Consider the following 23,233-nt stretch of genomic DNA (forward strand, 5'->3'; position numbering starts at 1 on the left):
TGTTATTTCCACACCGATGGGCGGGCCGACGACCTGAGGCCGTGATTATTATTGGGGGCAGCGATAGCGCTGCCGCACATTAATAAGCCTGGGGAAACACCGTCAATTGATCAGGCCGGGATCTGTGCGGTCACCGAACACTTAGGCAAACAACTGCGTGCTCAGCTCGCGGCTGGCGCTGAGCATGCTCGGCAAGAAGCGCTGCTCCAACTCGTTGCGACTGACCCGCCCGGCGTGGGTGCTCACATTCAGCGCGGCCAGCACCTGGCCCGAGGCGTCATACACCGGCACGGCAATCGAACGCAGCCCCTGTTCCAGCTCCTGATCGACGATGCACCAGCCCTGCTGACGTACTTGTTGCAGGCATTCGAGCAAGGCTTGCGGCGTGGTCAGGGTGCGGCTGGTCTTGGTTTGCAGGTCGGCGTGGTCAAGGTAGTCCTTGAGCGAGGAATCATCCAGCGCCGCCAGCAGAATGCGGCCCATGGAAGTGCAATACGCCGGCAGGCGCCCCCCCACCGACAGGTCCACGGAAATCAGGCGCTGGGTGGTGGCCGAACGGGCGATATAAAGAATGTCGTCGCCCTCCAGCGTCGCCATGTTGCACGCTTCGTGGAGCTGCTCGCTCATACGGTCCAGATAGGGCTGGGCCGACACCGCCAGAGGCGTGGAGGACAAATAGGCATGGCCCAGGGTCAAGACTTTGGGCAGCAGCGAATAGGTACGCCCATCCGTGGTGGCGTAGCCGAGTTTGATCAAGGTATGCAGGCAACGGCGCACGGCGGCGCGGGGGATTTCGGTACGGTGACTGATCTGGGCGATCGTCAGGTGGCGCTTGCGCTCCTGGAACGCCTGCACCACGGCCAAGCCTCGCGCCAGGGATGTCATGAAATCCGGATCCCCCGTAAACGCCTGGATACGCTTGGCCGGTGAAGCCACGATCGGCGGCGCGACGGATGCGAAGGAATTGCGCAATTGATCGTTCATTTCGGGGCCCTTTATCTTATTTTCAATCGCCGGGAGGGTTGGCAGCGATTAGCTATTACCAGTCGCACAGACCGATGCACAAGGTCGCCAAGGCAACATTGGGCGATTATCGGACAACCATCCGATAATCGCAATTTGCCGGGTACATCAAGTCTTAACACTGCACAATGAACATGAAAGAAGCGTACTGCGTCGATATTGAGATGAGGGCAGACTTTATGACGCGGGATATCGAAAATTGAGACGCAAAACTTGTAACAACCCCCTCACACGGCGTTGAGTTTTTTTAACTTCATGATGATAGTGTTATTCGTGTGCGCCGCTATAATGCAGCGTGTACAGAGGTCAGCCCGGTAACGCTGTCGGGATTGGAGCTCATCAGGCGCAGCGGGTTGTAGGCCGCGCCGGTAATAAAAACAAATAGTCGGTTTAGAGATAACGTTCCCTGGCCTTTGCTTCAAACTTGAACGGTTGCACTGTTCATACTTGGCATAGCCCCGGGACGACTCTCACGCACCGCGTTGCACAACACATACACTCAACTCAATTAGGTAACACTGTGACGAAAGACGAACTGCGCGCGGAACTTGAGCGCCAGGAACAACGTTACAAGGACGTTTACGGCGGGGAAGTCACCACCTACGCCGCCCAACCTGAGCCGGAACGCAAGCCATGGCGCAAACGAGCCAGCCTGCTGGACCAGGCATTCGCCCAGGAAATTCAAAAGATCGAACAGGAGCTCAAAGCCGAAGAGCCATAAGCACTTCGATATGAGCATTGCGGTTTTTGCTGTCTCCGCCGGTCCACCAACGGCGGAGAGCACCTCCCTGTTCCAAACGGTCAGCTTCCTGCTGCTGCCAACGAAATTTCATACAAATGTTTCAAACAGGATGTTTGCCGGTAAAAACCCGTCTCGATCGCCCCGAACTTTATAAATCAAAGACTTGCCAAGCCCCCGAAAACCCTGGGATGAGCGCCCTGCCCGCGTTTTTTTTCAGAGAAGATTGTTACCGATGAGCAGCTAATGCATCGATTACTGAGGTTTTCTGGCATAATCGCGCCCCCTTACGACCGGGTCAGAAAACCTTCATGATCGATTTATTCAGCGGACTGGATGCTTGGGTTCTAGTGAGCCTGTTGCTCGCCCTGGCCTTTGTCCTCGCCTTCGAGTTCATCAATGGCTTTCATGACACCGCTAACGCGGTGGCCACAGTCATCTATACCAAAGCCATGCCGCCACACCTGGCCGTGTTCTTCTCCGGGGTATTCAATTTCCTCGGCGTGTTGCTCGGCGGTGTCGGCGTCGCCTACGCCATCGTGCATTTGCTGCCGGTGGAATTGCTGATCAATGTGAATACCGGCCATGGTTTGGCAATGGTCTTCTCGCTATTGGCCGCGGCAATCACCTGGAACCTGGGCACCTGGTACTTCGGTATCCCCGCCTCCAGCTCCCACACCCTGATCGGCTCGATCCTCGGCGTCGGCCTGGCCAATGCCCTGATCAACGACATCCCCCTGGCTGACGGTGTGAACTGGCAGAAGGCAGTGGATATCGGTGCCTCGCTGGTGTTCTCGCCGATGGCCGGTTTCCTGGTCGCAGCCCTGGTGCTGATCGGCCTGAAATGGTGGCGCCCGCTGTCGAAGATGCACAAGACCCCGGACCAGCGCCGCAAACTCGATGACAAGAAGCATCCGCCGTTCTGGAACCGCCTGGTCCTGGTGATTTCGGCCATGGCCGTAAGCTTCGTGCACGGCTCCAACGACGGTCAGAAAGGTATCGGCCTGATCATGCTGGTGCTGATCGGTATCGTGCCGGCCCAGTTCGTACTCGACCTGGGCAGCACCACCTACCAGATCGAACGCACTCGCGACGCGACCGTGCATCTGAGCCAGTTCTACCAGCGCAACAACGCCACGCTCGGCGAGTTCCTCGCACTGGGCAAAGGCGTGAAGGACGATCTGCCGGGCAAGTTCCAATGCAATCCGCAACAGACCGAGCCGACCATCAACGCCCTGATGGAAACCCTCAAAGGCGTCTCCGACTACCATTCGCTGACCGCCGAGCACCGTATCGAAGTACGCCGTTACCTGCTGTGCCTGGACGATACCGCGAAGAAAGTCGGCAAGCTGCCGGGCCTGGATGCGCGTGAGAAGTCCGACCTGGACAAACTGCGCAAAGACCTGACCGCCACCACCGAATATGCCCCGTTCTGGGTGATCCTGGCCGTTGCACTGGCCTTGGGCCTGGGCACCATGGTCGGTTGGAAGCGCGTGGTGTTGACCATCGGCGAGAAGATCGGCAAACAGGGCATGACCTATGCCCAGGGCATGTCGGCGCAAATCACCACGGCGAGTATGATCGGCCTGGCCAACATCTTCAGCCTGCCGGTTTCGACGACCCACGTATTGTCGTCGGGCGTAGCCGGGACCATGGTGGCCAACAAGAGTGGGCTGCAAGGTGGCACGGTGAAAACGATTCTGATGGCTTGGGTATTGACCCTGCCGGCGACCGTGGCCTTGTCGGCCGGGTTGTTCTGGCTGGCGTCCAAGGCGCTGGGCAGCTGATAACCCAGCGGTAGAAAAAGAAGGTGCGACCTCGCTGAGGATCGCGCCTTTTTTTATGCGCGTTCGATTGGCGACATATCTCTTTACCAAGTGAATATGTACACAAACCAACACGCAAAAAAAAGGGCGACCGAAGTCGCCCAAAATGCCTTGCGTGCCCATGTAATCCAGAAAGACTTACGGTTCTTTACGCTTGTTAGCGTCTTTCCAGATAAAAATCCCAAACCCTACAAAGAACAACACCATGAGGCTTACAGTCAGCACTCCGGCGAACACCACATTATCGAAAAACATGACCGGCCTCCTGCTCGTGCCCTGTTGCGATAGGGCTAAGTTAAAGGAGAAGGCGGAATGGAAAATTGACGGGGATCAATGTCCCACGCAACTGGGCGTAAAGGAGGGCAATAACTGACCTGCATCAATGGATGCCGGCAGTTTCAACGCTTTTTCGGATTATTCTTCGGTTTTTTCTTAACTTTCGGCTTTTTCCCAAGCAACGGCATTGCCTGTTCGAATGCCTGACGCACTTCATTGAGGCGCTTGTCATTCAGGTCATGGATACGTTTGGCACGTTCGGCATTCAGGTCGATCAGCTTGGGGTCTTCACTCATGGCTTGGCTTACGTCGTGGCGGGAATCGCTCAATAATGCGGCCTCCCTCGCGCCACGGCAAATCAACGAGCGACAAATGGCAGGTCATCGCCCAAAATCGGCATTTCCCCCTGCCCCGGAGACGTATTCAAGTGGCACTGCACAAGGATCTTCCGCCATTGCTGGCCCTGCGCGCGTTCGAGGCGGTGGCGCGCCACTTGAGCTTTATCAAGGCGGCCAACGAGTTGTCGGTGACCCAGAGTGCCCTGAGTCATCAGGTACAAAAACTTGAACAGCATCTGGGCAAACCTCTGTTTATCCGTCGTACCCGTGCGATCGACCTGACTACCGATGGCGAGCATTACTACAACGAAATACGCCCTGCCCTGGATGCCATCGCTGCGGCGACCCGCGTACAACGGGTCGCCCCGCGCCACACCGTGCTACGCATCGGCCTGCTGGCTTCTTTCGCCACCCTGTGGCTGGCCCCACGGCTGGCCGACTTTCTCACCCGCTACCCGCACATTCAGGTGGAATTGCTGCCGTCGATTCAACTGGCCAACGTCGCCGCCGCCGAGGTCGACCTGGCCATCCGCTATGGTAAGGGCGACTGGCCCGATGTGCAGGCCGTGCGCCTGATGGATGAGGCGATCTCACCCGTGTGCAGCCCCGCCTTCAAGGCCAGCCAACTGCAGAAAGGGCCGTTGTTGATGGCCACCTCCCATCGACCGTTCGAATGGACGGATTGGTCCGCGCACTATCAATTGGACCTGGCCGATCACCCGCGTGTCGTGCTGCATGACTACAATATCGTGGTCGAAGCCGCCGTGGCCGGCCAAGGCATCGCAATGGGCCGCCACCGCTTGATCGAGCGCAGGCTCCAGGACGGTAGCCTGGTCGAAGCCTTCGACTGGCCGCCCTATCGCAGCGAAATAGGCTACTGGCTGATCACCCCCCACGGCTCCACCCACGAAGCGGTCAAGTGCTTCAGCCAATGGTTGCAGGAAGCCTGCCGCCACGCATGAGCTTTTTCGATACGTCGAGTGAGATCTACGCGTTTGTCGCCCACTGCCACGCCCGACATGCTGAAGCCTCTTGAACCAGGAGGATTCACCATGAGCGACTCGATCCGCCAACACGTGCACGCCCTTGGCCTGACGCTACCGGCGGCCAGCCAACCTGCGGCCAACTACCTCAGCTACGTTATCAGCGGCAACCAACTGTGGATCTCCGGGCAGATTCCAATGCTCGAGGGCAAACCCGCCTACCTCGGCCGCCTCGGCGAATCCCTCAGCGCCGAAGAAGGCACCCAGGCGGCGCAGTTGGCGGCCTTGGGGCTGCTGGCACAACTGAGCAGCGCCCTCGACGATGATCTGTCGCGCCTGGCACGCACCCTGCGCGTCGGGGTCTTTATCGCCAGCAGCGGCGACTTCCAGCAGCAGAGCGCGGTCGCCAATGGCGCCTCGAACCTGTTGGTCAACGCCCTCGGCGACAAGGGCCGGCACGTGCGCACCGCCGTGGGCGTATCGAGCTTGCCGGCCGGCGTCGCCGTGGAGGTGGATGCGCTTTTCGAGTTGCAACCATGAGCCCGCTCGAAGTCCAACACCTGCGGGACGCAACACCGGGCTGCCGGTCGGGCATCGTGCATTTCAATCATGCTGGTGCCTCCTTGCCGAGCCAGGCGACCCTCGACGCGATCATCGACCAGTTGCAACGCGAAGCCCGCGACGGCCCCATGGAAGCCGGCGAGCATGGCACGCTGCTGGTGGAAAAAGCTCGCCAAGCGGCCGGGCAATTGCTGAATGCACCGGCTTCTTCAATAGCCTTTGCCAGCAGCGGCTCGACCGCATGGAGCATGGCATTTCAAGCCTTGGGCGCTTGGCAGCCTGGCGATCGCATTCTGGTCGGCCGGCAGGAATGGGGGGGCAACCTCGCCAGCATGGACCTGGCCGTGCAAGCGGGTGCGCGGGTGGAGGTTATCCCCTGTGATGAAAGCGGCGCAGTCTGCCCAATCGCCCTGGAGTCGATGATCGATGCAAACGTGAAGTTGATCGACCTGACCTGGCTTCCCGCCAATGGCGGTCTTATCAACCCGGCCCAGGCGATAGGCGCTGTGGCCAGGCGCCATGGCATCCCATACTTCATCGACGCAGGCCAGGCGGTCGGCCAGCTACCGGTGGACGTACAGGCGCTGCGCTGCGACGTGCTCAAATCGGCGGGCCGCAAACACCTGCGCGGGCCACGCGGCACGGCGCTGCTCTATATTCGACCCGACTTCCTTCAACGTTTGAACCCGGTTCAACGCGACGTGTTTTCAGCCCCCTGGACCGCCAAAGGCTTCGACTTGCGCAACGACGCCCGACGCTTTGAAACCAGTGAGGCGTCCTATGCCTTGTTGGCAGGGTTGGGCAATGCGCTGCAAGAGGTCAACCGACTCGGCGTGGAGCGAACCTGGGAAAGAGTCTTACAGCTCAGCAAGCGAATTCGTGAAGAGTTGCGTGAGATCCCCGGCCTTTCCCTGCACGACTCAGGCACCACCCACTCAGGTCTGATCGCCTTCAACCTCGCCGGCTGGGACGCCTTCGAGCTCAAGCAATGCCTGGGACTCAAACGCATCAATATCGGCGCCAACGGCGTGGCCTATACGCCCTTGGACATGCAGGCTCGCGGCTTGAACAGCATTGCGCGAATCTCGGTCAGCCCGCTCAACAACGATCACGACATCGAATTGCTGATAGCGGCACTGCGGGCCTTGAGCGATTAGACCTCGACGTCCACCCACAACCCCTGGCGCGGCGCATCTTCGATCAACGGGACGACTGGCACCGTGTTGTCGGCATTGAGCACATCACCTGGAATCGCCAAGTGTTGTTCAGGATCCTCGTCGGCTTCGCGCCGACGTTTTTGTTGCTCTTGCTGGCGGCGCTGTTCTTCGCGCAGCAGAAAGCCCGATTGCTCCGCATCACCCTTTTTCAGGTCGATCGTGCTCTCGTTGGAGCCTGCTTGTACGGGCACCACCGGCGGGATATCCGGCTTCTGGCGCGCCGGGTCGAGCTGCGACGTGACCGGCACAACGCTGACGGGCAGCATGGGTGGCAACATAGGCTTTATTCTCCTGATCAACAGGCTGTCGGCGGACCGCCGGGCGACTTGAACGGCCAGTCGCCAAGCTGTGACCCAGTCGACACTCGTGAGTGCCCGCCATCTGTCGATTCAACTGTTGAAGCGCCGCTCAAACAGAGTAGTTTTTGTCAGAATCCTTTGGCTGAGGGCCGTGTTCCGTTAAGATAGTCGGCTTTTTCACGGCGGGAGTCAGGCAGCATGGCGCAGCAGTATCAACCGGGGCAACGCTGGATTAGTGACAGCGAAGCAGAGCTGGGGTTAGGCACCGTTCTGGCACAGGACGGGCGCTTGTTGACCGTGCTCTATCCGGCCACTGGCGACACTCGTCAGTATGCGCTACGGAATGCGCCCCTCACTCGCGTGAGGTTCTCGCCGGGTGACACCATCACCCATTTCGAAGGCTGGAAAATGACCGTGCAGGAAGTCGACGATGCCGACGGCCTGTTGGTGTACCACGGCCTCAATGGGCAGAACGAGCAGGTCACCCTGCCGGAAACCCAACTCTCCAACTTTATCCAGTTCCGCCTGGCCAGCGACCGTCTGTTCGCCGGGCAGATCGACCCGTTGGCCTGGTTCTCGCTGCGTTACCACACCCTGGAACACACCAGCCGTCAATTGCAGTCCTCGCTGTGGGGCCTGGGTGGCGTGCGTGCGCAACCTATTGCTCACCAACTGCATATCGCCCGTGAAGTCGCTGACCGTATCGCGCCACGGGTATTGCTCGCGGATGAAGTGGGCCTGGGCAAGACCATCGAAGCCGGCCTGGTGATCCATCGCCAGCTGTTGTCGGGCCGCGCCAACCGTGTGCTGATCCTGGTGCCGGAAAACCTGCAGCACCAGTGGCTGGTAGAGATGCGCCGCCGCTTCAACCTGCAAGTGGCGTTGTTCGACGAAGAACGTTTTATCGAAAGCGATGCCGCCAACCCGTTCGAAGACACCCAGCTTGCGCTGGTCGCACTGGAATGGCTGGTGGACGACGAAAAGGCCCAGGACGCGCTGTTCGCCGCCGGCTGGGACCTGCTGGTGGTCGACGAAGCCCACCACCTGGTGTGGCATGAAGACAAGGTCAGCCCGGAGTACGCGCTGGTCGAACAGTTGGCCGAGGTTATCCCCGGCGTGCTGCTGCTCACCGCCACCCCGGAACAACTGGGCCAGGACAGCCATTTCGCACGCCTGCGCCTGCTGGACCCGAACCGCTTCCACGACTTGCAAGCCTTCCGCGCAGAAAGCGACAACTATCGCCCGGTAGCCGAAGCCGTGCAGGAGCTGCTGGACAAGGGCCGCCTTTCCCCTGGCGCGCACAAGACCATCCAGGGTTTCCTCGGCAACGAAGGCGAAGCCCTGCTCACCGCCGTCAACGATGGCGACACCGAAGCCAGTGCGCGCCTGGTGCGTGAGCTGCTCGACCGCCACGGCACCGGCCGCGTGCTGTTTCGCAACACCCGCGCCGCCGTACAAGGCTTCCCCGAGCGCAAGTTGCACGCCTACCCGCTGCCGAACCCGGACGAGTACCTGGAGCTGCCGCTGGGCGAACACGCCGAGCTGTACCCGGAAGTCAGCTTCCAGTCGCAGCCGGATATCGAGGAAGACAATCGCTGGTGGCGCTTCGACCCACGGGTCGAGTGGCTGATCGACCAGCTGAAAATGCTCAAGCGCACCAAGGTCCTGGTGATCTGCGCCCACGCCGAAACCGCCATGGACCTGGAAGACGCCCTGCGCGTGCGTTCCGGTATCCCGGCCACGGTATTCCACGAGGGCATGAACATCCTCGAACGTGACCGCGCCGCCGCTTACTTCGCCGATGAAGAGTTCGGCGCCCAAGTGCTGATCTGCTCGGAAATCGGCAGTGAAGGCCGCAACTTCCAGTTCTCCCACCACCTGGTGCTGTTCGACCTGCCGTCCCACCCCGACCTGCTGGAGCAGCGGATCGGCCGTCTGGACCGGATCGGCCAGAAACACGTGATCGAACTGCACGTGCCGTACCTGGAAACCAGCCCGCAAGAGCGCCTGTTCCAGTGGTACCACGAAGCGCTGAACGCGTTCCTCAACACCTGCCCGACCGGCAACGCCTTGCAGCATCAGTTCGGCCCGCGCCTGCTGCCGCTGCTGGAAAACGCCGATGACGGCGAGTGGCAAGCGCTGATAGACGAGGCCCGCGCCGAGCGCGAGCGCCTGGAAGAAGAGTTGCACACCGGTCGCGACCGTCTGCTGGAGCTCAACTCCGGTGGCGCGGGTGAAGGCGAGGCGCTGGTGGAGGCTATCCTTGAGCAAGACGACCAGTTCGCCCTGCCGATCTACATGGAAACCCTGTTCGACGCGTTCGGCATCGACAGCGAAGACCATTCGGAAAACGCGCTGATCCTCAAGCCCAGCGAAAAAATGCTCGACGCCAGCTTCCCCCTGGGCGACGACGAAGGCGTGACCATCACCTACGACCGTAACCAGGCGCTGTCGCGCGAAGATATGCAGTTCATCACCTGGGAGCACCCGATGGTGCAAGGCGGCATGGACCTGGTGCTGTCCGGTTCCATGGGCAACACCGCCGTGGCGCTGATCAAGAACAAGGCGCTCAAGCCCGGCACCGTATTGCTGGAACTGCTCTATGTCAGCGAAGTGGTTGCGCCACGTGCGCTGCAACTGGGCCGTTACCTGCCGCCGGCCGCCCTGCGCTGCCTGCTGGACGCCAATGGCAACGACCTGTCGAGCCGAGTGTCCTTCGTGACCCTCAACGACCAGTTGGAAAGCGTGCCGCGGGCCAGCGCCAACAAGTTCATCCAGGCCCAGCGCGACCAGTTGACGCCACGCATCAACGCAGGTGAAGAGAAGATCACCCCGCAACATGCCGAGCGCGTGGCCGAGGCCAAGCGTCGCCTGGCGGCGGATACCGAAGAAGAACTGGCACGCCTGACCGCGTTGCAAGCCGTCAACCCGACGGTGCGTGACAGCGAACTGGTTGCCCTGCGCAACCAACGCGAACAAGGCCTGGCCATGCTCGACAAGGCGGCACTGCGGTTGGAAGCGATCCGGGTGCTGGTCGCCGGTTAATCGCGGCTTGAAGCAAAAAACAAGGCCCGCGCAATGCGGGCCTTTTTTCATTCATCTTGCGCGCCTCATCGGGAGCCAGCGCCCTGTTTCAACGTGACGGTGCAGTATTAGACAGTCGCCGCCGAAGCCGGCACCTCCACCGCACTCAAGCCTTCCTTCATCCGCTTGGCATCCCGCACAAAACTGCGTGACGCCTGGAACAGAAACAGCATGGTCAAGAACAGCGCCACCGGGATCAGGTACATGGCGTCATGCAACCCCACCGCTTTATAAGCTTCGGTCATTTGCTCAGCTCCCGCCGCGTACATGGCCGAATGGGCGAAATGGTCCGACAGGCCGCCCACCACGATCGGCCCCATGCCCCCTCCCAGCAGGTACAAGCCGGCAAAGAACAACGCCATCGCCGTCGCCCGCAGACGCGGCTCGACCACATCCTGGATCGCGGTGTACACGCAGGTGTAGAAGTTATAGGCGAACAGCCAGCCGACACTGAACAGGGCTATAAACACACCGATCTCGATTCGCCCGGCATGCAAGGCCCAGGCGGTGGTCACCGTGGAAATGATCAGGCTGCACGCGGCAAACAACAGACGACCATTGGCGACCCGCTGATGGATCTTGTCGGCAATCCAGCCGCCCAAGGTCAAGCCCACCAGGCCGGTCAGGCCGACGATCACCCCGGTAGCCACGGCCGCCTCCTGCAATGGCATGAGGAAGTAGCGCTGCAGCATGGGCACCAGGAACGAATTGCAGGCATAGGTGGCAAAGTTGAAACACAGCCCGGCCAGCACCAGCCACAGGAAAGTCGGCACCGCCAGCACGCGACGGATCGGGCGGTCGACTCGCTCTTGAGAGACCTTTACGGTTTCCGCCGCGCCGCGTTCAGGTTCCTTGATATAGAACATGAATATCGCCAGGATCAGCCCCGGCACGGCGGCTATGAAGAACGGTGCGCGCCAGCTGTCAAAAGCCTTGACCATCGCGCCAATGGTGAAAAACGCCAGCACCAGGCCCAATGGCAGGCCCAGCATGAAAATGCCCATGGCCCGTGCCCGGCGGTGCGCTGGAAACAGATCGCCAATCAGCGAGTTGGCCGCCGGCGCGTAGCTGGCTTCGCCGATGCCGATCCCCATGCGCACCAGCAGGAAGCTCCAGAAACTGCCAACCATGCCATTGATCGCGGTGAGCCCGCTCCAGGCAAACAGGCCCCAGCCCATCAGTTTGCTGCGTGAACCGGTATCGGCCATACGCCCCAGCGGCAAGCCGGCAATCGCATAGACGATAGTGAAGGCCGTGCCGATGATACCGAGCTGGAAGTCGCTCAGATGCCACTCCATGCGGATCGGCTCGATGATGATCGCGGGAATGGTACGGTCAAAGAAGTTGAACAGGTTGGCCAGGAACAGCAGGAACAGAATGCGCCAGGCATTCGCCGCTTGGGTCGAGTTCTGCATGGGTCCGTCTCTTTTATTGTTATAAGAGCTGCGATGTCCGGTGCATCCTGCTCAGGTACCTGCAACATAGTCAGGCTGGCGGTGGTTGTCTGTAATGATTCGTAAAGCTGATAGGGCATGATTTCGCCCGTCGCAATGGGACTTTGCCTACACAAAATATAAGTGCGCCCCCCTCTTCCCAACGGCTACGGCCCGGATAGAATGGCGAGCCTTCCGAAACACCCTACTTCTACTTTTCTTATCGATGACGCCCATGTCCGAAGCCAGTCCGTGTCTGAATTGCGGTGCCTGCTGTTCATACTTTCGTGTGTCTTTCTTCTGGGGTGAGTGCGCTTCCTCCGGCGGTACGGTACCCGATGACCTGGTGGTACAGATCAACCCCACCCGCGTGGCGATGATCGGTACAGACCAGAAACCCGCACGCTGCTGCAGCCTCGAGGGCGAAGTGGGCAAAGAGACCCGCTGCACGATTTACGAGCAGCGCTCGAGCCCGTGCCGTGAGTTCGACGCATCGTGGAGCCAGGGTGAACACAATGTCGACTGCGACGCCGCACGTGCCGCATTCGGCCTGGCTCCACTGGAAGCACCTGTCGCGCGGGAATTGCCGATCAGCGCTTAGCATCAAACGCTATGGGCACCATGCGAAAAAAGTTCAAAGCAAAGTGCCATTATCCATGATGAATCCCGCGAAGCTTCTATACTCGCCTTCATAGGTCATCGCCTCAGGCTGTGACGTGACTCTATGACGGGGCATGCTATGGAATGGCTTGGGATGCACTTTTTCACCGAGCTTCCAGAAAAAGGGCATTTATTACTCAATTGCAGTCATAACCCCTTTCTGGTGCTGCTGGCTTACCTGGTCGCTTGCGCGGCCGGGTTCGGCACGCTGGATATGGCCGAGCGAGTCGGCCATGTGGAAGACCCCACCGCCCGTAAACACTGGCGCTGGCTGGGTGCCGGGTGCCTGGCGGGCGGCATCTGGTCGACTCACTTCATCAGCATGCTGGCTTTCCAGGCCCCAATCGCTATTCATTACGAATTGATCCTCACGTTCGTTTCGCTGGTGATCGCCCTGATCGCTTCGCTGTTCGCCATGCAAACCCTCAGTCATCCGCACCTGCGGTTCCATCAATACCTCCTGGCGTCGGCCTGGATGGGGCTCGGCATCGCGCTGATGCATTATGTCGGCATGTCGGCCATGCGTTCCCAAGCCGTGATGTACTTCGAATCGGGCTTGCTCATTACGTCGGTGGCGATCGCCATCGGCGCCAGCCTCGCTGCGCTGTTACTGTCCAGCTACCTGCGCACCGGCACCGGGGTATTTCATCAACTGCTCAAGTACGCCGCCAGCCTGGTGCTGGGCGCCGGCATTCTGAGCATGCACTTCACCGGCATGGCCGCCATGCAGATGGTCGTGCCCACGGGGGCCGACCTGTCGTTAGCGCTGGACCACAACCCGATTCAACTGGGCCTGTCGGTAGCGGTGATTACGCTACTGGTGATCGGCAGCAGCATCAGCGCGGCCTTGGCCGACAAGAAACTGCAGCAAAAGGAGCGCGACCTGCGCCGGGTCAACGCACTGCTCAGTGAACTGGACCAGGCACGTGCGTCGCTGCAACAAGTCGCACATTTCGACGCACTGACCAGCCTGCTCAACCGCCGTGGGTTCAACCAGATCTTTGCGGAGAAAGTCGCAGAAAAAACCGCCAACAAAGGCATGATGGCGATGATCTTTCTCGATATCGACCACTTCAAGCGAATCAACGACAGCCTGGGACATGACGCCGGCGACCAGTTGCTCAGAGTACTGGCCGGGCACATCAAGAGTTCCGTGCGCAGCCACGAAGATGTGGTCGCGCGCTTTGGTGGCGATGAGTTCTGCATCCTGATCAGCATCCACCACCGCGATGAAGCGCGCCACATGGCCCAACGCATCATGCAGAGGATGAAAGATCCGATCGAGCTGGCCGGTCGACGCATGGTGATGACCACCAGCATCGGCATCAGTGTGTTTCCCGATGACGGCCTGACCTGCGAAGAGCTGCTGAAAACCGCCGACCTGGCGCTGTACCAATCCAAGGACAACGGGCGCAATAACCTGAGCTTCTTCAGCTCCAACCTGAAAACCCGTGCTTTCCTCGAGCTGCAACTGGAAGAAGAGCTACGTACGGCGCTGCGTGCGCGCAACGAATTGGTACTGTTTTACCAGCCGATCTTCGACATGAAGCTCGGCAAGGTCACCCGCCTGGAAGCCCTGGTACGCTGGCAGCATCCGCAACATGGGCTGCTGGCGCCGGACCGTTTTATCGAAATCGCCGAAAGCAACGGGCTGATTGCCGAACTGGATCACTGGGTGCTGCGCCAAGCCTGTCACGACCTGAGCTTGTTGTCCGATCGCGGCTACTCCGGGCTGACCATGGCCGTGAACTGCTCGGCCTTGAACCTGGCCCGTGATGAATTGGCCGATGAAATCGAAGCCGCCCTGCGCTTCGCCGGGGTTGCCGCCAACCGCCTGGAACTGGAGGTCACCGAAAACGCGCTGATGGGCAATATCAGTAGTACCCTGGCGCTGTTGCGGCAGATTCGGGCATTGGGTGTCTCCCTGGCCATCGATGACTTCGGCACCGGCTACTCATCCCTGGCCTACCTCAAGCGCCTGCCATTGAACACCTTGAAGATCGACCGCTCGTTTATCCAGGACATTCCCAAATCCACCGCCGATATCGAGATCGTCCAGGTGATTATCGGCATGGCCCATACCCTGCACCTGCAGGTGGTGACCGAAGGCGTGGAAACCCAGGCGCAATTCGAGCTGCTGCTCAAGCATGGCTGTGATTTCATTCAAGGCTACTTGCTCAGCCCGGCAGTGCCCGCCAGTGACATCATCGGTGTGATGCAGGGCATCCAGATGCGCAACCCGCTCAATCTGATCAACGGGGAAGGCCATAAGGAGGCCCCGCTGCCGAAGGAACCCACTCCGGAGCGTAATGGCTCCCCCTCTGTCGTAAGGCCAATTCGCTGACGCCGATTCTTTGGCATTTCGCCATCATTTGGTTAAAGAACGCCGACAAACGGCCGATTCATCAGAGTCCGGCCGGAATTCCCCTGTAAACACTTGGGTTAAACCCAGCCGCCCCGGACTCAGACGCACTGTAAAGTCGCGAACTTTCATTCAGTGATGGCTCCCCGATTTTTTTGGCCATCCGTCCAGGTACATGGCGCCCAATGACTTCCAAAAACAGCTCCGCCACCGTGGTCCCCGACGAGTTGCCGACAACGCCTGCGCAAAAAGCCGCCGGTTATAAACCATTGAACACTGCCCGCCCGCTGGCCACCCAGCAATACTTGTACTTCACCGAGACCAATACCGACCGCATCCTCGACAACCTCGACGGCCTGCGCGACATGGTGTTCCCGCGCCCGCCCCAGCTGGAAGGTGACGGTGCCTCGGGCCATGAGCAGGAATTCCCGTCGGTGTGCCTGATCGGCCTGGGCCGCTGCGGCTCCAATATTGCCTTGGACGTGGCGGAGCTGGTGTACAACGCGCGCAAGTTCTACCTGAACGAGTTCAGTACCGAGGATAAGCCTCAGTTCAAAAAGAGCCCTCTGGACAAGGGCTACAGCCCGACCCAATGGATTCGCAACAACCTGCGCCTGGGCGGCGGCAAAACCACCAAGCCGGTGTTCCTGGTGGAACCCCTGGTGATGCTGGGCGATCTGGACAAGGACATCGCCGGGCGCATCCGCTTCTCGCGCAAGGGTGAAAAAAGCGGCTTCCTGCGCGACTACAGCAAGATGAAAATCATGGACCTGTCGGAAGTCCATGCCGGTGGCGCCGGTAACGCGCCCATCTTGGGCCAGTACCTGGCCAAGATCATCCTCAACAAAGACACCCAGCGTTTCTCCAGCCCCGACTGGAAGATGATTCACTCGTACTTGATCGACTCCTGCGGCATCAAGGCCAACCAGTCGCGCCTGTATTTCTCGATCTTCAGCGCCGGCGGCGGTACCGGCTCAGGCATGGCTTCAGAGTTCGGCCTGGCCCAGCAGCACTCGTACATGAACAAGACGTTCGACACCAAGCCCGCCGACGAACACGACAGCAAGAGTGGCCATGCGTTTGTGTTCGAGCCGATCTTCACCAGTGGCATCTGCGTGCTGCCGAATATCTCCGACCACCGCAGCGAAATGTCCGAAGCTCTGCACATCAACGCCGGTCGGCTGTTGTGCAAGTATCTGTCAGAGGAATGGGATTTCTCGTACAACTTCGCCAATGAAGACAGCAGCGAAGCCAGTGTGAAAGGTCGCATCCGCCCCTGGAACGCGATGATGCTGATCTCCAACGACATCATGCGTTACGCCGAAGAGAGCGACGACGGCAATATCCAGAATATTGATGTCAATGCCATGGAAAAACACGCCAACCAGTACATTTCCCAACAGATCTTCAACATTCTCACCGCCCAGGCGGTGACCACGGACTATGACCAGAATTACTTCCGGCGCGCCGGCATCGACATCGGCGAAACCATTCGCCTGGATGCCAACGACCTGTTCATGAGCCTGGCCGGCCCGGTGGCGATTGCCTATGCCGAATCCGTAGTACCGGAAACCCCGGCGCCGTCGAACGACAAGTTCAAGGTGTTCGACAAAGAGCCCCAGCGCCTGAACATCGACGACCTGTTCTTCCGCTCCATTGACCTACCGCACTTCAACAAGGTCACCCAGGCTATCGAAGGCATCAGCCTGCTGCCCATCGAGTCCAAGCGCTACAAGGCGTCGCTGGAACAATACAAGAACTCCGGTTATGACGCGGCGGCGCTGCATGACCTGCACTTCTTCAAGAACTGCTCGTCGGTGGTCTCCATCGTCTCGCTGCCCAAGGATTACAAGCTGTCCTACATGGACCTGAACCGGCTCAAGACCCACCTCAACAGCCTGTTTCCCAACACCACGCTCAAGCGCTATGCATTGGTGATCGGCGCGTCAGCCAACCTGTCGCTGACCACGCTGATCGCCAAGAGCCCGTGCCTGTCGGATGATTTCCTGACGTTGATCGTCGCGTTTATCAAGCGCTGCTTCGCGCGCAATCCGTACCGCTTCGATGACACGTTGGACAACTCGATCCTGGACTTCATCATTCATGAAGACTTCGACGAAGACCGCATAGACGAACTGCTCAACGAGTTTGAGAACCCGGCGAAGATCCTCGATACCAACTGGTATGCGATCAAGCCGATGTATGAGAAGAAGTACCGCGAGCTGATCAACGACAAGGAGAAGTTCGTCTCGATCAACGACATTCGCCTGTCACGCGACTGCGTGAAGAAGGCGATCAAGTACCTGCGTGAGATTTACCGCCACCGGATTGGCAAGACCAAGGTTATTTCGCTGAACAACCATACCGGCAAGACGGGGTAGGCTTTTATGGGGAGGGGAGCTTGCTCCCTTCCCCATACGATTTGCTCATCTTCTGAAACAATTCATCAGGCACTCAGCCACCGACAAAACTGTTCCCGTGACGTTTACGTCACCCTCACCTGTGACCTTTCTCTACGGCAAGATGCCATCACCGTGTCAGCGGTTACCCGGATACACACTCCACCCGCGAAAAAACATGCACCTTTTTTGTGCGCAACTTTCTTAAGCCGCCCTTTCCTGGATCAGAATCCATGGCGAAACCACGACCGCCCACAGGCTCGGATCACGTGTAACCAAGTCCAACGCCCGCGTCGCAGACACCTCGCCCAGACTCCCCGCAGCCAGCCACGCGGCGACTTTTTCGCGGTTATCCTCGGCCATCGCCTCGGCGGCCTCGATCAAATCCAGGCCGGCATCGACCCACAATAGGGCACCCTTGGCAAAGAACGGTTCAAGCTCCTTCCAGGAAATTTCGGCGGTTTCACCGAGCAGCTTGGCATAGAGGGTGCTAGGTTCTTGCGTCATGGGAATCCACCTGAAGAAAAAATCGGCGCAATCATAACGTCGTCCCTTTCGCATCACAAAGCCAGGTGGAAAAACCCAGTTGCAAATGAGGCATCGATAGAAAGTGTCAGGAAAGCCAAGGATTGCCCGGAACTCTGGCATAACCACGCCGCAATTCTGTCTTTTTCTTTCATTTAAGCGACACGCTCGAGTTTTGCCCCCAGCAGCCAGCTTTTCAAGCGATCAACCGGCGCTCTACACTGTACCGGTACAGTTGCCAGGCCGCTGCCGGAGGATATTCGAGATATCCGATCCGGTTCTGCTGCCCACAAGGCCGCTAGAACTATAAAAAATACAACAGCAAGAGTGGAGCACTATGAATAAGGCTACTAAGCAGATTTCCAAACTGTTTGCCGCTATGGTCCTGGCTGGGGTTGCCGGCCATTCGTTCGCAGCCGATACCATCAAGATCGGTATCGCAGGTCCTAAAACCGGTCCTGTCACGCAATACGGCGACATGCAATTCATGGGTGCCAAACAGGCAATCGCCGACATCAACGCCAAGGGCGGCGTAGACGGCAAGATGCTTGAAGCCAAGGAATACGACGACGCTTGCGATCCTAAACAAGCGGTTGCCGTTGCCAACAAAGTGGTCAACGACGGCGTCAAGTTCGTGGTGGGTCACCTCTGCTCCAGCTCCACTCAGCCAGCCTCGGACATCTACGAAGATGAAGGCGTGATCATGATCACTCCGGCGGCCACCAGCCCGGAAATCACCGCCCGTGGCTATAAGCTGATCTTCCGCACCATCGGCCTGGACAGCGCCCAGGGCCCGGCGGCCGGCAACTACATCGCCGATCACGTCAAGCCGAAGGTCGTTGCCGTGCTGCACGACAAACAGCAATACGGTGAAGGCATCGCCACCGCCGTTAAACAGACCCTTGAGAAGAAAGGCGTAAAAGTCGCGGTCTTCGAGGGCTTGAACGCCGGTGACAAGGACTTCTCCTCGATCATCCAGAAACTCAAGCAAGCCAACGTCGACTTCGTTTACTACGGCGGCTACCACCCTGAGCTGGGCTTGATCCTGCGCCAGTCCAAGGAAAAAGGCCTGAACGCCAAGTTCATGGGGCCAGAAGGCGTCGGCAACGACTCCATCTCGCAAATCGCCCAGGATGCTTCCGAAGGCCTGCTGGTGACCCTGCCGAAATCCTTCGACGCTGACCCGGCCAACAAAGCCATCGTTGAAGAATTCACCAAGAACAAGCAGGACCCAAGCGGTCCGTTCGTGTTCCCGGCCTACTCGGCTGTTGAAGTGATCGCCGGCGGCATCACCGCGGCGAAAAGCGAAGACACCGCCAAAGTCGCTGCCGCCATCCACGCAGGCACCTTCAAGACCCCGACCGGCGACCTGAGCTTCGACGCCAAGGGCGACCTGAAGGACTTCAAGTTCGTGGTCTACGAATGGCACTTCGGCAAACCAAAAACCGAAGTTTCCCCTCAGTAAGCCAGGCGTTACTGGTCAACAAGCCCACTGTGCAAGCAGTGGGCTTTGTTTTACGAGGTTTATGGGCCTGACACCCGCGATCCGGGCGCTGGCTCACCTGAAAATCTTAAAACCGTCACCAGCGGTTCGCTGGCAAACGCTTTGTGCGAATGTGCTCACAGAACACAGCACGGGGCCGGAACATGACTCCACCAGTGAAATGCGTATCGGGTTTTTAGGAGCGCTGTAATGCCTGAGATCTATCATTTTTTCCAACAGCTGGTTAATGGCCTGACCATTGGCAGCACCTATGCCTTGATAGCCATTGGCTACACAATGGTTTACGGCATCATTGGAATGATTAACTTCGCCCATGGCGAGGTGTACATGATTGGTTCCTACGTGGCCTTTATCGCCCTTGCCGGGTTGGCCATGATGGGTATCCACTCCCTGCCGCTGTTGATGACCGCCGCGTTTATCGCGTCAATCGTTGTAACCAGTGCCTATGGCTACAGTATCGAGCGGGTTGCCTACCGTCCCTTGCGTGGCAGCAACCGTCTGATCCCGCTGATTTCCGCCATCGGCATGTCGATTTTCCTGCAGAACACTGTATTGCTGTCCCAGGATTCCAAGGACAAATCCATCCCCAACCTGATCCCGGGGAGCTTCTCCTTCGGCCCAGGCGGTGCGGAAGAAGTGCTGATTTCCTACATGCAGATCCTGGTCTTCGTCGTCACCCTGGTGGCCATGCTGGGCCTGACCCTGTTCATCTCCCGCTCTCGTCTGGGCCGCGCCTGCCGCGCCTGTGCCGAAGACATCAAGATGGCCAACCTGCTGGGCATCAACACCAACAACATCATCGCCCTGACCTTCGTGATCGGCGCCGCACTGGCGGCTGTCGCGGCGGTACTGCTGAGCATGCAGTACGGCGTGATCAACCCCAACGCCGGGTTCCTGGTGGGGCTCAAAGCCTTTACTGCGGCGGTATTGGGCGGCATCGGCAGTATCCCGGGCGCCATGCTCGGTGGGCTGGTGCTGGGTGTGGCTGAAGCCTTTGGCGCCGACATCTTCGGTGACCAGTACAAGGACGTCGTGGCGTTCGGCCTGTTGGTTCTGGTGCTGTTGTTCCGTCCGACCGGCATTTTGGGCCGTCCGGAGGTTGAGAAAGTATGAGCAGATATCTTAAATCGGCGTTTTTCAGCGCCTTGCTGGTGTGGGCCGTTGCCTTCCCGGTACTCGGCCTCAAACTGAGCATTGTCGGCATCAACCTGGAAGTGCATGGCACCGGTCCCGTGACACTGAGCATCATCGCCCTGTGCTCGGTGCTGATGTTCCTGCGCGTGCTGTTCACCCAGCAGGTCGGTGCGCTGTTCAAGGGTAACCGTGGCCCACTGGTATCGCCCAAGGTCAGCCAATTCCTGACCCTGCCGCGCACCCAGCGCTACATCATCATCGGTTTGATCATCGCCGCGTTGATCTGGCCGTTCTTCGGCTCGCGCGGCGCGGTCGACATCGCCACCCTGATCCTGATCTACGTGTTGCTGGGCCTGGGCCTGAACATCGTGGTGGGCCTGGCCGGCTTGCTCGACCTGGGTTATGTGGGCTTCTACGCCGTGGGTGCCTACACCTATGCGCTGCTCTCGCATTACCTGGGCTGGAGCTTCTGGATCTGCCTGCCATTGGCGGGTATGGCGGCGGCGACGTTCGGTTTCCTGCTGGGCTTCCCGGTGTTGCGTTTGCGCGGTGACTACCTGGCAATCGTGACCCTCGGCTTCGGTGAAATCATCCGGTTGTTCCTGCGTAACCTCACCGACATCACCGGCGGCCCGAACGGTATCAGCAACATTCCCAAGCCGACGTTCTTCGGCCTGTCGTTCGATCGCACCGCTGCCGAAGGCATGCAGACCTTCCACGAATACTTCGGGATCGACTACAACCCGGTGAGCAAAGTGGTGTTCCTGTACCTGGTCGCACTGTTGCTGGCGCTGGCGGCCCTGTTCGTGATCAACCGTCTGCTGCGCATGCCGATCGGCCGCGCCTGGGAAGCGCTGCGCGAAGATGAAATCGCCTGCCGGGCCCTGGGCCTGAACCCGACCATCATCAAGCTCTCCGCATTCACCCTGGGCGCCGCATTCGCCGGTTTTGCCGGCAGCTTCTTTGCCGCGCGCCAAGGGCTGGTGACGCCGGAATCGTTCACCTTCATCGAGTCGGCGATCATCCTCGCCATCGTGGTGCTGGGCGGCATGGGCTCGCAACTGGGCGTGATCCTGGCCGCGATCGTGATGATCCTGTTGCCGGAAATGATGCGTGAGTTCAGTGAATACCGCATGTTGATGTTCGGCGCCCTGATGGTGCTGATGATGATCTGGCGTCCTCAAGGCCTGCTGCCCATGCAACGTCCACATATGGAGCTGCGCAAATGAGCCGCGAGATCCTGAAAGTCGAAAATTTGAGCATGCGCTTTGGTGGCTTGCTCGCGGTCAACGGCGTGGCCCTGACCGTCAAAGAGAAACAAGTGGTCGCGCTGATCGGCCCGAACGGCGCCGGCAAGACAACGGTGTTCAACTGCCTCACCGGTTTCTACAAGCCCAGCGGCGGCAGCATCCTGTTGGATGGCCAGCCGATCCAGGGCCTGGCCGGCCACGAGATCGCCCGCAAGGGCGTGGTGCGCACCTTCCAGAACGTACGCTTGTTCAAGGACATGACGGCGGTCGAGAACCTGCTCATCGCCCAGCATCGCCACCTGAACACCAACTTCCTGGCGGGCCTGTTCAAGACCCCTGCGTTCCGCAAGAGCGAGCGCGAGGCCATGGAGTACGCCGCGTACTGGCTGGACAAGGTCAACCTCACCGAGTTCGCCAACCGCCCTGCCGGCACATTGGCCTATGGGCAGCAACGCCGCCTGGAGATCGCCCGCTGCATGATGACCCGCCCGCGGATCCTCATGCTCGACGAACCGGCCGCCGGCCTGAACCCCAAGGAGACCGAAGACCTCAAGGCGCTGATCAGCGTGTTGCGTGAGGAAAACAACGCCACGGTGTTGTTGATCGAACACGACATGAAACTGGTGATGAGCATTTCCGACCACATTGTGGTGATCAACCAGGGCACGCCGCTGGCCAACGGAACGCCGGAACAGATCCGTGACAATCCTGAAGTGATCAAAGCCTATTTGGGGGAAGCGTAAAATGCTGCAATTCGAAAACGTTTCCACTTTTTACGGCAAGATCCAGGCCCTGCACAGCGTCAACGTGGAAGTGCGCCAGGGTGAAATCGTCACGCTGATCGGGGCCAACGGTGCCGGCAAGTCGACCCTGCTGATGACCTTGTGCGGTTCACCCCAGGCCCACAGCGGCAGCATCCGCTATATGGGTGAAGAACTGGTGGGCCAGTCGTCGTCACACATCATGCGCAAGAGCATTGCGGTGGTGCCGGAAGGCCGTCGCGTGTTCTCCCGCCTGACCGTGGAGGAGAACCTGGCCATGGGCGGATTCTTCACCGACAAGGGCGACTACCAGGAGCAGATGGACAAGGTGTTGCACCTGTTTCCAAGGCTCAAGGAACGCTTCAACCAGCGCGGCGGCACCATGTCCGGCGGCGAGCAGCAGATGCTCGCCATCGGCCGGGCGCTGATGAGCAAACCCAAGCTGTTGCTGCTGGACGAACCGTCCCTGGGCCTGGCTCCGATCATCATCCAGCAGATTTTCGACATCATCGAACAACTGCGCAAGGACGGTGTGACGGTGTTCCTGGTGGAACAGAACGCCAACCAGGCGCTGAAAATCGCCGACCGTGCCTATGTGCTGGAAAACGGCCGGGTGGTGATGCAGGGTACGGGCGAGCAGTTGCTGACCGACCCGAAAGTGCGTGAGGCGTACCTGGGCGGTTAAGAAACGCCTCTGAATGTGGGAGGGGACTTGCTCCCGATTGCAGTGTGTCAGCCAAGAAGTACTTAGCTGAACCACCGCTATCGGGAGCAAGCCCCCTCCCACTTTTTTTGCCCTGCCTGAAATTATTTCCGGCTGGCGTGTAACGAAATTCATCGTGCTACCTCTAGTGGGGTA

General features: G+C 59.3%; 20 protein-coding genes. 14 read left to right on the top strand and 6 right to left on the bottom strand.

The window, feature by feature from the left end; all coding sequences use genetic code 11:
• Nucleotides 1–141 precede the first annotated feature (141 nt).
• Nucleotides 142–984: a pca regulon transcriptional regulator PcaR gene (gene pcaR / locus MJP36_RS23315; protein WP_060753787.1), complete on the bottom strand. Its 843-nt coding sequence runs from the start codon at nt 982–984 to the stop codon at nt 142–144.
• A 559-nt stretch (nt 985–1,543) separates the two neighbouring features.
• Here pcaR and MJP36_RS23320 point away from each other — a divergent pair.
• Nucleotides 1,544–1,744 carry a hypothetical protein gene (locus tag MJP36_RS23320; protein ID WP_003172389.1) on the top strand — a complete coding sequence of 67 codons (201 nt, stop codon included), beginning with the start codon at nt 1,544–1,546 and terminating at the stop codon, nt 1,742–1,744.
• Between the two features lie 329 nt (nt 1,745–2,073).
• Nucleotides 2,074–3,549: an inorganic phosphate transporter gene (locus MJP36_RS23325; RefSeq protein ID WP_060753788.1), complete on the top strand. Its 1,476-nt coding sequence runs from the start codon at nt 2,074–2,076 to the stop codon at nt 3,547–3,549.
• A 177-nt stretch (nt 3,550–3,726) separates the two neighbouring features.
• Here the strand turns inward: MJP36_RS23325 and ccoM are convergent, their stop codons facing one another.
• On the bottom strand, nt 3,727–3,843 hold the full coding sequence (ccoM, locus tag MJP36_RS27965) for a cytochrome c oxidase subunit CcoM (protein ID WP_017137226.1): 117 nt from the start codon (nt 3,841–3,843) through the stop codon (nt 3,727–3,729).
• Nucleotides 3,844–3,986: 143 nt separating this feature from the next.
• The gene (locus tag MJP36_RS23330; RefSeq protein WP_143038184.1) at nt 3,987–4,193 is read right to left on the bottom strand and encodes a hypothetical protein; all 207 of its coding nucleotides are present in this window, start codon (nt 4,191–4,193) and stop codon (nt 3,987–3,989) included.
• Between the two features lie 98 nt (nt 4,194–4,291).
• Here MJP36_RS23330 and MJP36_RS23335 point away from each other — a divergent pair, with 98 nt between their 5' ends.
• The 3 genes from MJP36_RS23335 (at nt 4,292) to MJP36_RS23345 (ending at nt 6,903) form a co-directional block, all read left to right on the top strand.
• A complete protein-coding gene (locus tag MJP36_RS23335; RefSeq protein ID WP_060753789.1) occupies nt 4,292–5,164 on the top strand; it encodes a LysR substrate-binding domain-containing protein in 873 nt (290 codons plus the stop codon).
• A 90-nt stretch (nt 5,165–5,254) separates the two neighbouring features.
• A complete protein-coding gene (locus MJP36_RS23340) occupies nt 5,255–5,725 on the top strand; it encodes a RidA family protein (RefSeq protein WP_205344788.1) in 471 nt (156 codons plus the stop codon).
• Nucleotides 5,722–6,903, top strand: a complete 1,182-nt coding sequence (locus MJP36_RS23345; protein ID WP_244384091.1) for an aminotransferase class V-fold PLP-dependent enzyme — start codon at nt 5,722–5,724, stop codon at nt 6,901–6,903. The genes MJP36_RS23340 and MJP36_RS23345 overlap by 4 nt, the downstream gene beginning before the upstream one ends.
• On the opposite strand, the gene MJP36_RS23350 is transcribed toward MJP36_RS23345, so the two are convergent.
• Nucleotides 6,900–7,241, bottom strand: coding sequence for a hypothetical protein (locus tag MJP36_RS23350; protein WP_060753792.1), 342 nt, complete (start codon nt 7,239–7,241; stop codon nt 6,900–6,902). The genes MJP36_RS23345 and MJP36_RS23350 overlap by 4 nt on opposite strands.
• Before the next feature lie 219 nt (nt 7,242–7,460).
• Here MJP36_RS23350 and rapA point away from each other — a divergent pair, with 219 nt between their 5' ends.
• The gene (gene rapA / locus MJP36_RS23355; protein WP_244384092.1) at nt 7,461–10,307 is read left to right on the top strand and encodes an RNA polymerase-associated protein RapA; all 2,847 of its coding nucleotides are present in this window, start codon (nt 7,461–7,463) and stop codon (nt 10,305–10,307) included.
• A gap of 107 nt (nt 10,308–10,414) precedes the next feature.
• Here rapA and MJP36_RS23360 read toward each other — a convergent pair whose 3' ends face one another.
• The gene (locus MJP36_RS23360) at nt 10,415–11,761 is read right to left on the bottom strand and encodes a spinster family MFS transporter (RefSeq protein WP_161549744.1); all 1,347 of its coding nucleotides are present in this window, start codon (nt 11,759–11,761) and stop codon (nt 10,415–10,417) included.
• 253 nt (nt 11,762–12,014) lie between these two features.
• Between MJP36_RS23360 and MJP36_RS23365 the strand changes: the two genes are divergently transcribed.
• From MJP36_RS23365 to MJP36_RS23375, 3 genes are all read left to right on the top strand, one after another.
• The gene (locus MJP36_RS23365) at nt 12,015–12,380 is read left to right on the top strand and encodes a YkgJ family cysteine cluster protein (protein ID WP_060753795.1); all 366 of its coding nucleotides are present in this window, start codon (nt 12,015–12,017) and stop codon (nt 12,378–12,380) included.
• A 138-nt stretch (nt 12,381–12,518) separates the two neighbouring features.
• Complete coding sequence (locus MJP36_RS23370; RefSeq protein ID WP_090366327.1) at nt 12,519–14,783, top strand: putative bifunctional diguanylate cyclase/phosphodiesterase; 2,265 nt, start codon at nt 12,519–12,521, stop codon at nt 14,781–14,783.
• Nucleotides 14,784–14,986: 203 nt separating this feature from the next.
• Entirely contained in the window at nt 14,987–17,182 is a 2,196-nt protein-coding gene (locus MJP36_RS23375; protein WP_205344783.1) for a hypothetical protein, read from the top strand.
• A gap of 222 nt (nt 17,183–17,404) precedes the next feature.
• On the opposite strand, the gene MJP36_RS23380 is transcribed toward MJP36_RS23375, so the two are convergent.
• Nucleotides 17,405–17,707: a DUF2288 domain-containing protein gene (locus MJP36_RS23380; RefSeq protein WP_060753798.1), complete on the bottom strand. Its 303-nt coding sequence runs from the start codon at nt 17,705–17,707 to the stop codon at nt 17,405–17,407.
• A 355-nt stretch (nt 17,708–18,062) separates the two neighbouring features.
• On the opposite strand from MJP36_RS23380, the gene MJP36_RS23385 reads away from it, so the two are divergent.
• From MJP36_RS23385 to MJP36_RS23405, 5 genes are all read left to right on the top strand, one after another.
• Entirely contained in the window at nt 18,063–19,190 is a 1,128-nt protein-coding gene (locus MJP36_RS23385; protein ID WP_104995734.1) for a branched-chain amino acid ABC transporter substrate-binding protein, read from the top strand.
• Between the two features lie 228 nt (nt 19,191–19,418).
• Nucleotides 19,419–20,342, top strand: a complete 924-nt coding sequence (livH, locus tag MJP36_RS23390; protein WP_060753800.1) for a high-affinity branched-chain amino acid ABC transporter permease LivH — start codon at nt 19,419–19,421, stop codon at nt 20,340–20,342.
• Nucleotides 20,339–21,592 carry a high-affinity branched-chain amino acid ABC transporter permease LivM gene (locus MJP36_RS23395; RefSeq protein ID WP_198762047.1) on the top strand — a complete coding sequence of 418 codons (1,254 nt, stop codon included), beginning with the start codon at nt 20,339–20,341 and terminating at the stop codon, nt 21,590–21,592. The genes livH and MJP36_RS23395 overlap by 4 nt, the downstream gene beginning before the upstream one ends.
• A complete protein-coding gene (livG, locus tag MJP36_RS23400; RefSeq protein WP_060753802.1) occupies nt 21,589–22,356 on the top strand; it encodes a high-affinity branched-chain amino acid ABC transporter ATP-binding protein LivG in 768 nt (255 codons plus the stop codon). The genes MJP36_RS23395 and livG overlap by 4 nt, the downstream gene beginning before the upstream one ends.
• A 1-nt stretch (nt 22,357) precedes the next feature.
• Nucleotides 22,358–23,059, top strand: coding sequence for an ABC transporter ATP-binding protein (locus MJP36_RS23405; protein ID WP_161549746.1), 702 nt, complete (start codon nt 22,358–22,360; stop codon nt 23,057–23,059).
• The last annotated feature ends 174 nt before the right edge of the window (nt 23,060–23,233 follow it).

The organism is Pseudomonas palleroniana, from assembly GCF_022836895.1.
GTDB lineage: Bacteria > Pseudomonadota > Gammaproteobacteria > Pseudomonadales > Pseudomonadaceae > Aquipseudomonas > Aquipseudomonas palleroniana.

Excerpts from the sequence above, each read along its gene's own strand:
- MJP36_RS23365 (WP_060753795.1), top strand. The coding sequence starts at position 12,015 with ATGTCCGAAGCCAGTCCGTGTCTGAATTGCGGTGCCTGCTGTTCATAC.
- rapA (WP_244384092.1), top strand. The coding sequence starts at position 7,461 with ATGGCGCAGCAGTATCAACCGGGGCAACGCTGGATTAGTGACAGCGAA.
- MJP36_RS23345 (WP_244384091.1), top strand. The coding sequence starts at position 5,722 with ATGAGCCCGCTCGAAGTCCAACACCTGCGGGACGCAACACCGGGCTGC.
- MJP36_RS23340 (WP_205344788.1), top strand. The coding sequence starts at position 5,255 with ATGAGCGACTCGATCCGCCAACACGTGCACGCCCTTGGCCTGACGCTA.
- MJP36_RS23350 (WP_060753792.1), bottom strand. The coding sequence starts at position 7,241 with ATGTTGCCACCCATGCTGCCCGTCAGCGTTGTGCCGGTCACGTCGCAG.
- MJP36_RS23370 (WP_090366327.1), top strand. The coding sequence starts at position 12,519 with ATGGAATGGCTTGGGATGCACTTTTTCACCGAGCTTCCAGAAAAAGGG.
- MJP36_RS23405 (WP_161549746.1), top strand. The coding sequence starts at position 22,358 with ATGCTGCAATTCGAAAACGTTTCCACTTTTTACGGCAAGATCCAGGCC.
- MJP36_RS23325 (WP_060753788.1), top strand. The coding sequence starts at position 2,074 with ATGATCGATTTATTCAGCGGACTGGATGCTTGGGTTCTAGTGAGCCTG.
- livG (WP_060753802.1), top strand. The coding sequence starts at position 21,589 with ATGAGCCGCGAGATCCTGAAAGTCGAAAATTTGAGCATGCGCTTTGGT.
- ccoM (WP_017137226.1), bottom strand. The coding sequence starts at position 3,843 with ATGTTTTTCGATAATGTGGTGTTCGCCGGAGTGCTGACTGTAAGCCTC.
- MJP36_RS23385 (WP_104995734.1), top strand. The coding sequence starts at position 18,063 with ATGAATAAGGCTACTAAGCAGATTTCCAAACTGTTTGCCGCTATGGTC.
- MJP36_RS23360 (WP_161549744.1), bottom strand. The coding sequence starts at position 11,761 with ATGCAGAACTCGACCCAAGCGGCGAATGCCTGGCGCATTCTGTTCCTG.
- MJP36_RS23375 (WP_205344783.1), top strand. The coding sequence starts at position 14,987 with ATGACTTCCAAAAACAGCTCCGCCACCGTGGTCCCCGACGAGTTGCCG.
- MJP36_RS23380 (WP_060753798.1), bottom strand. The coding sequence starts at position 17,707 with ATGACGCAAGAACCTAGCACCCTCTATGCCAAGCTGCTCGGTGAAACC.
- livH (WP_060753800.1), top strand. The coding sequence starts at position 19,419 with ATGCCTGAGATCTATCATTTTTTCCAACAGCTGGTTAATGGCCTGACC.
- pcaR (WP_060753787.1), bottom strand. The coding sequence starts at position 984 with ATGAACGATCAATTGCGCAATTCCTTCGCATCCGTCGCGCCGCCGATC.
- MJP36_RS23395 (WP_198762047.1), top strand. The coding sequence starts at position 20,339 with ATGAGCAGATATCTTAAATCGGCGTTTTTCAGCGCCTTGCTGGTGTGG.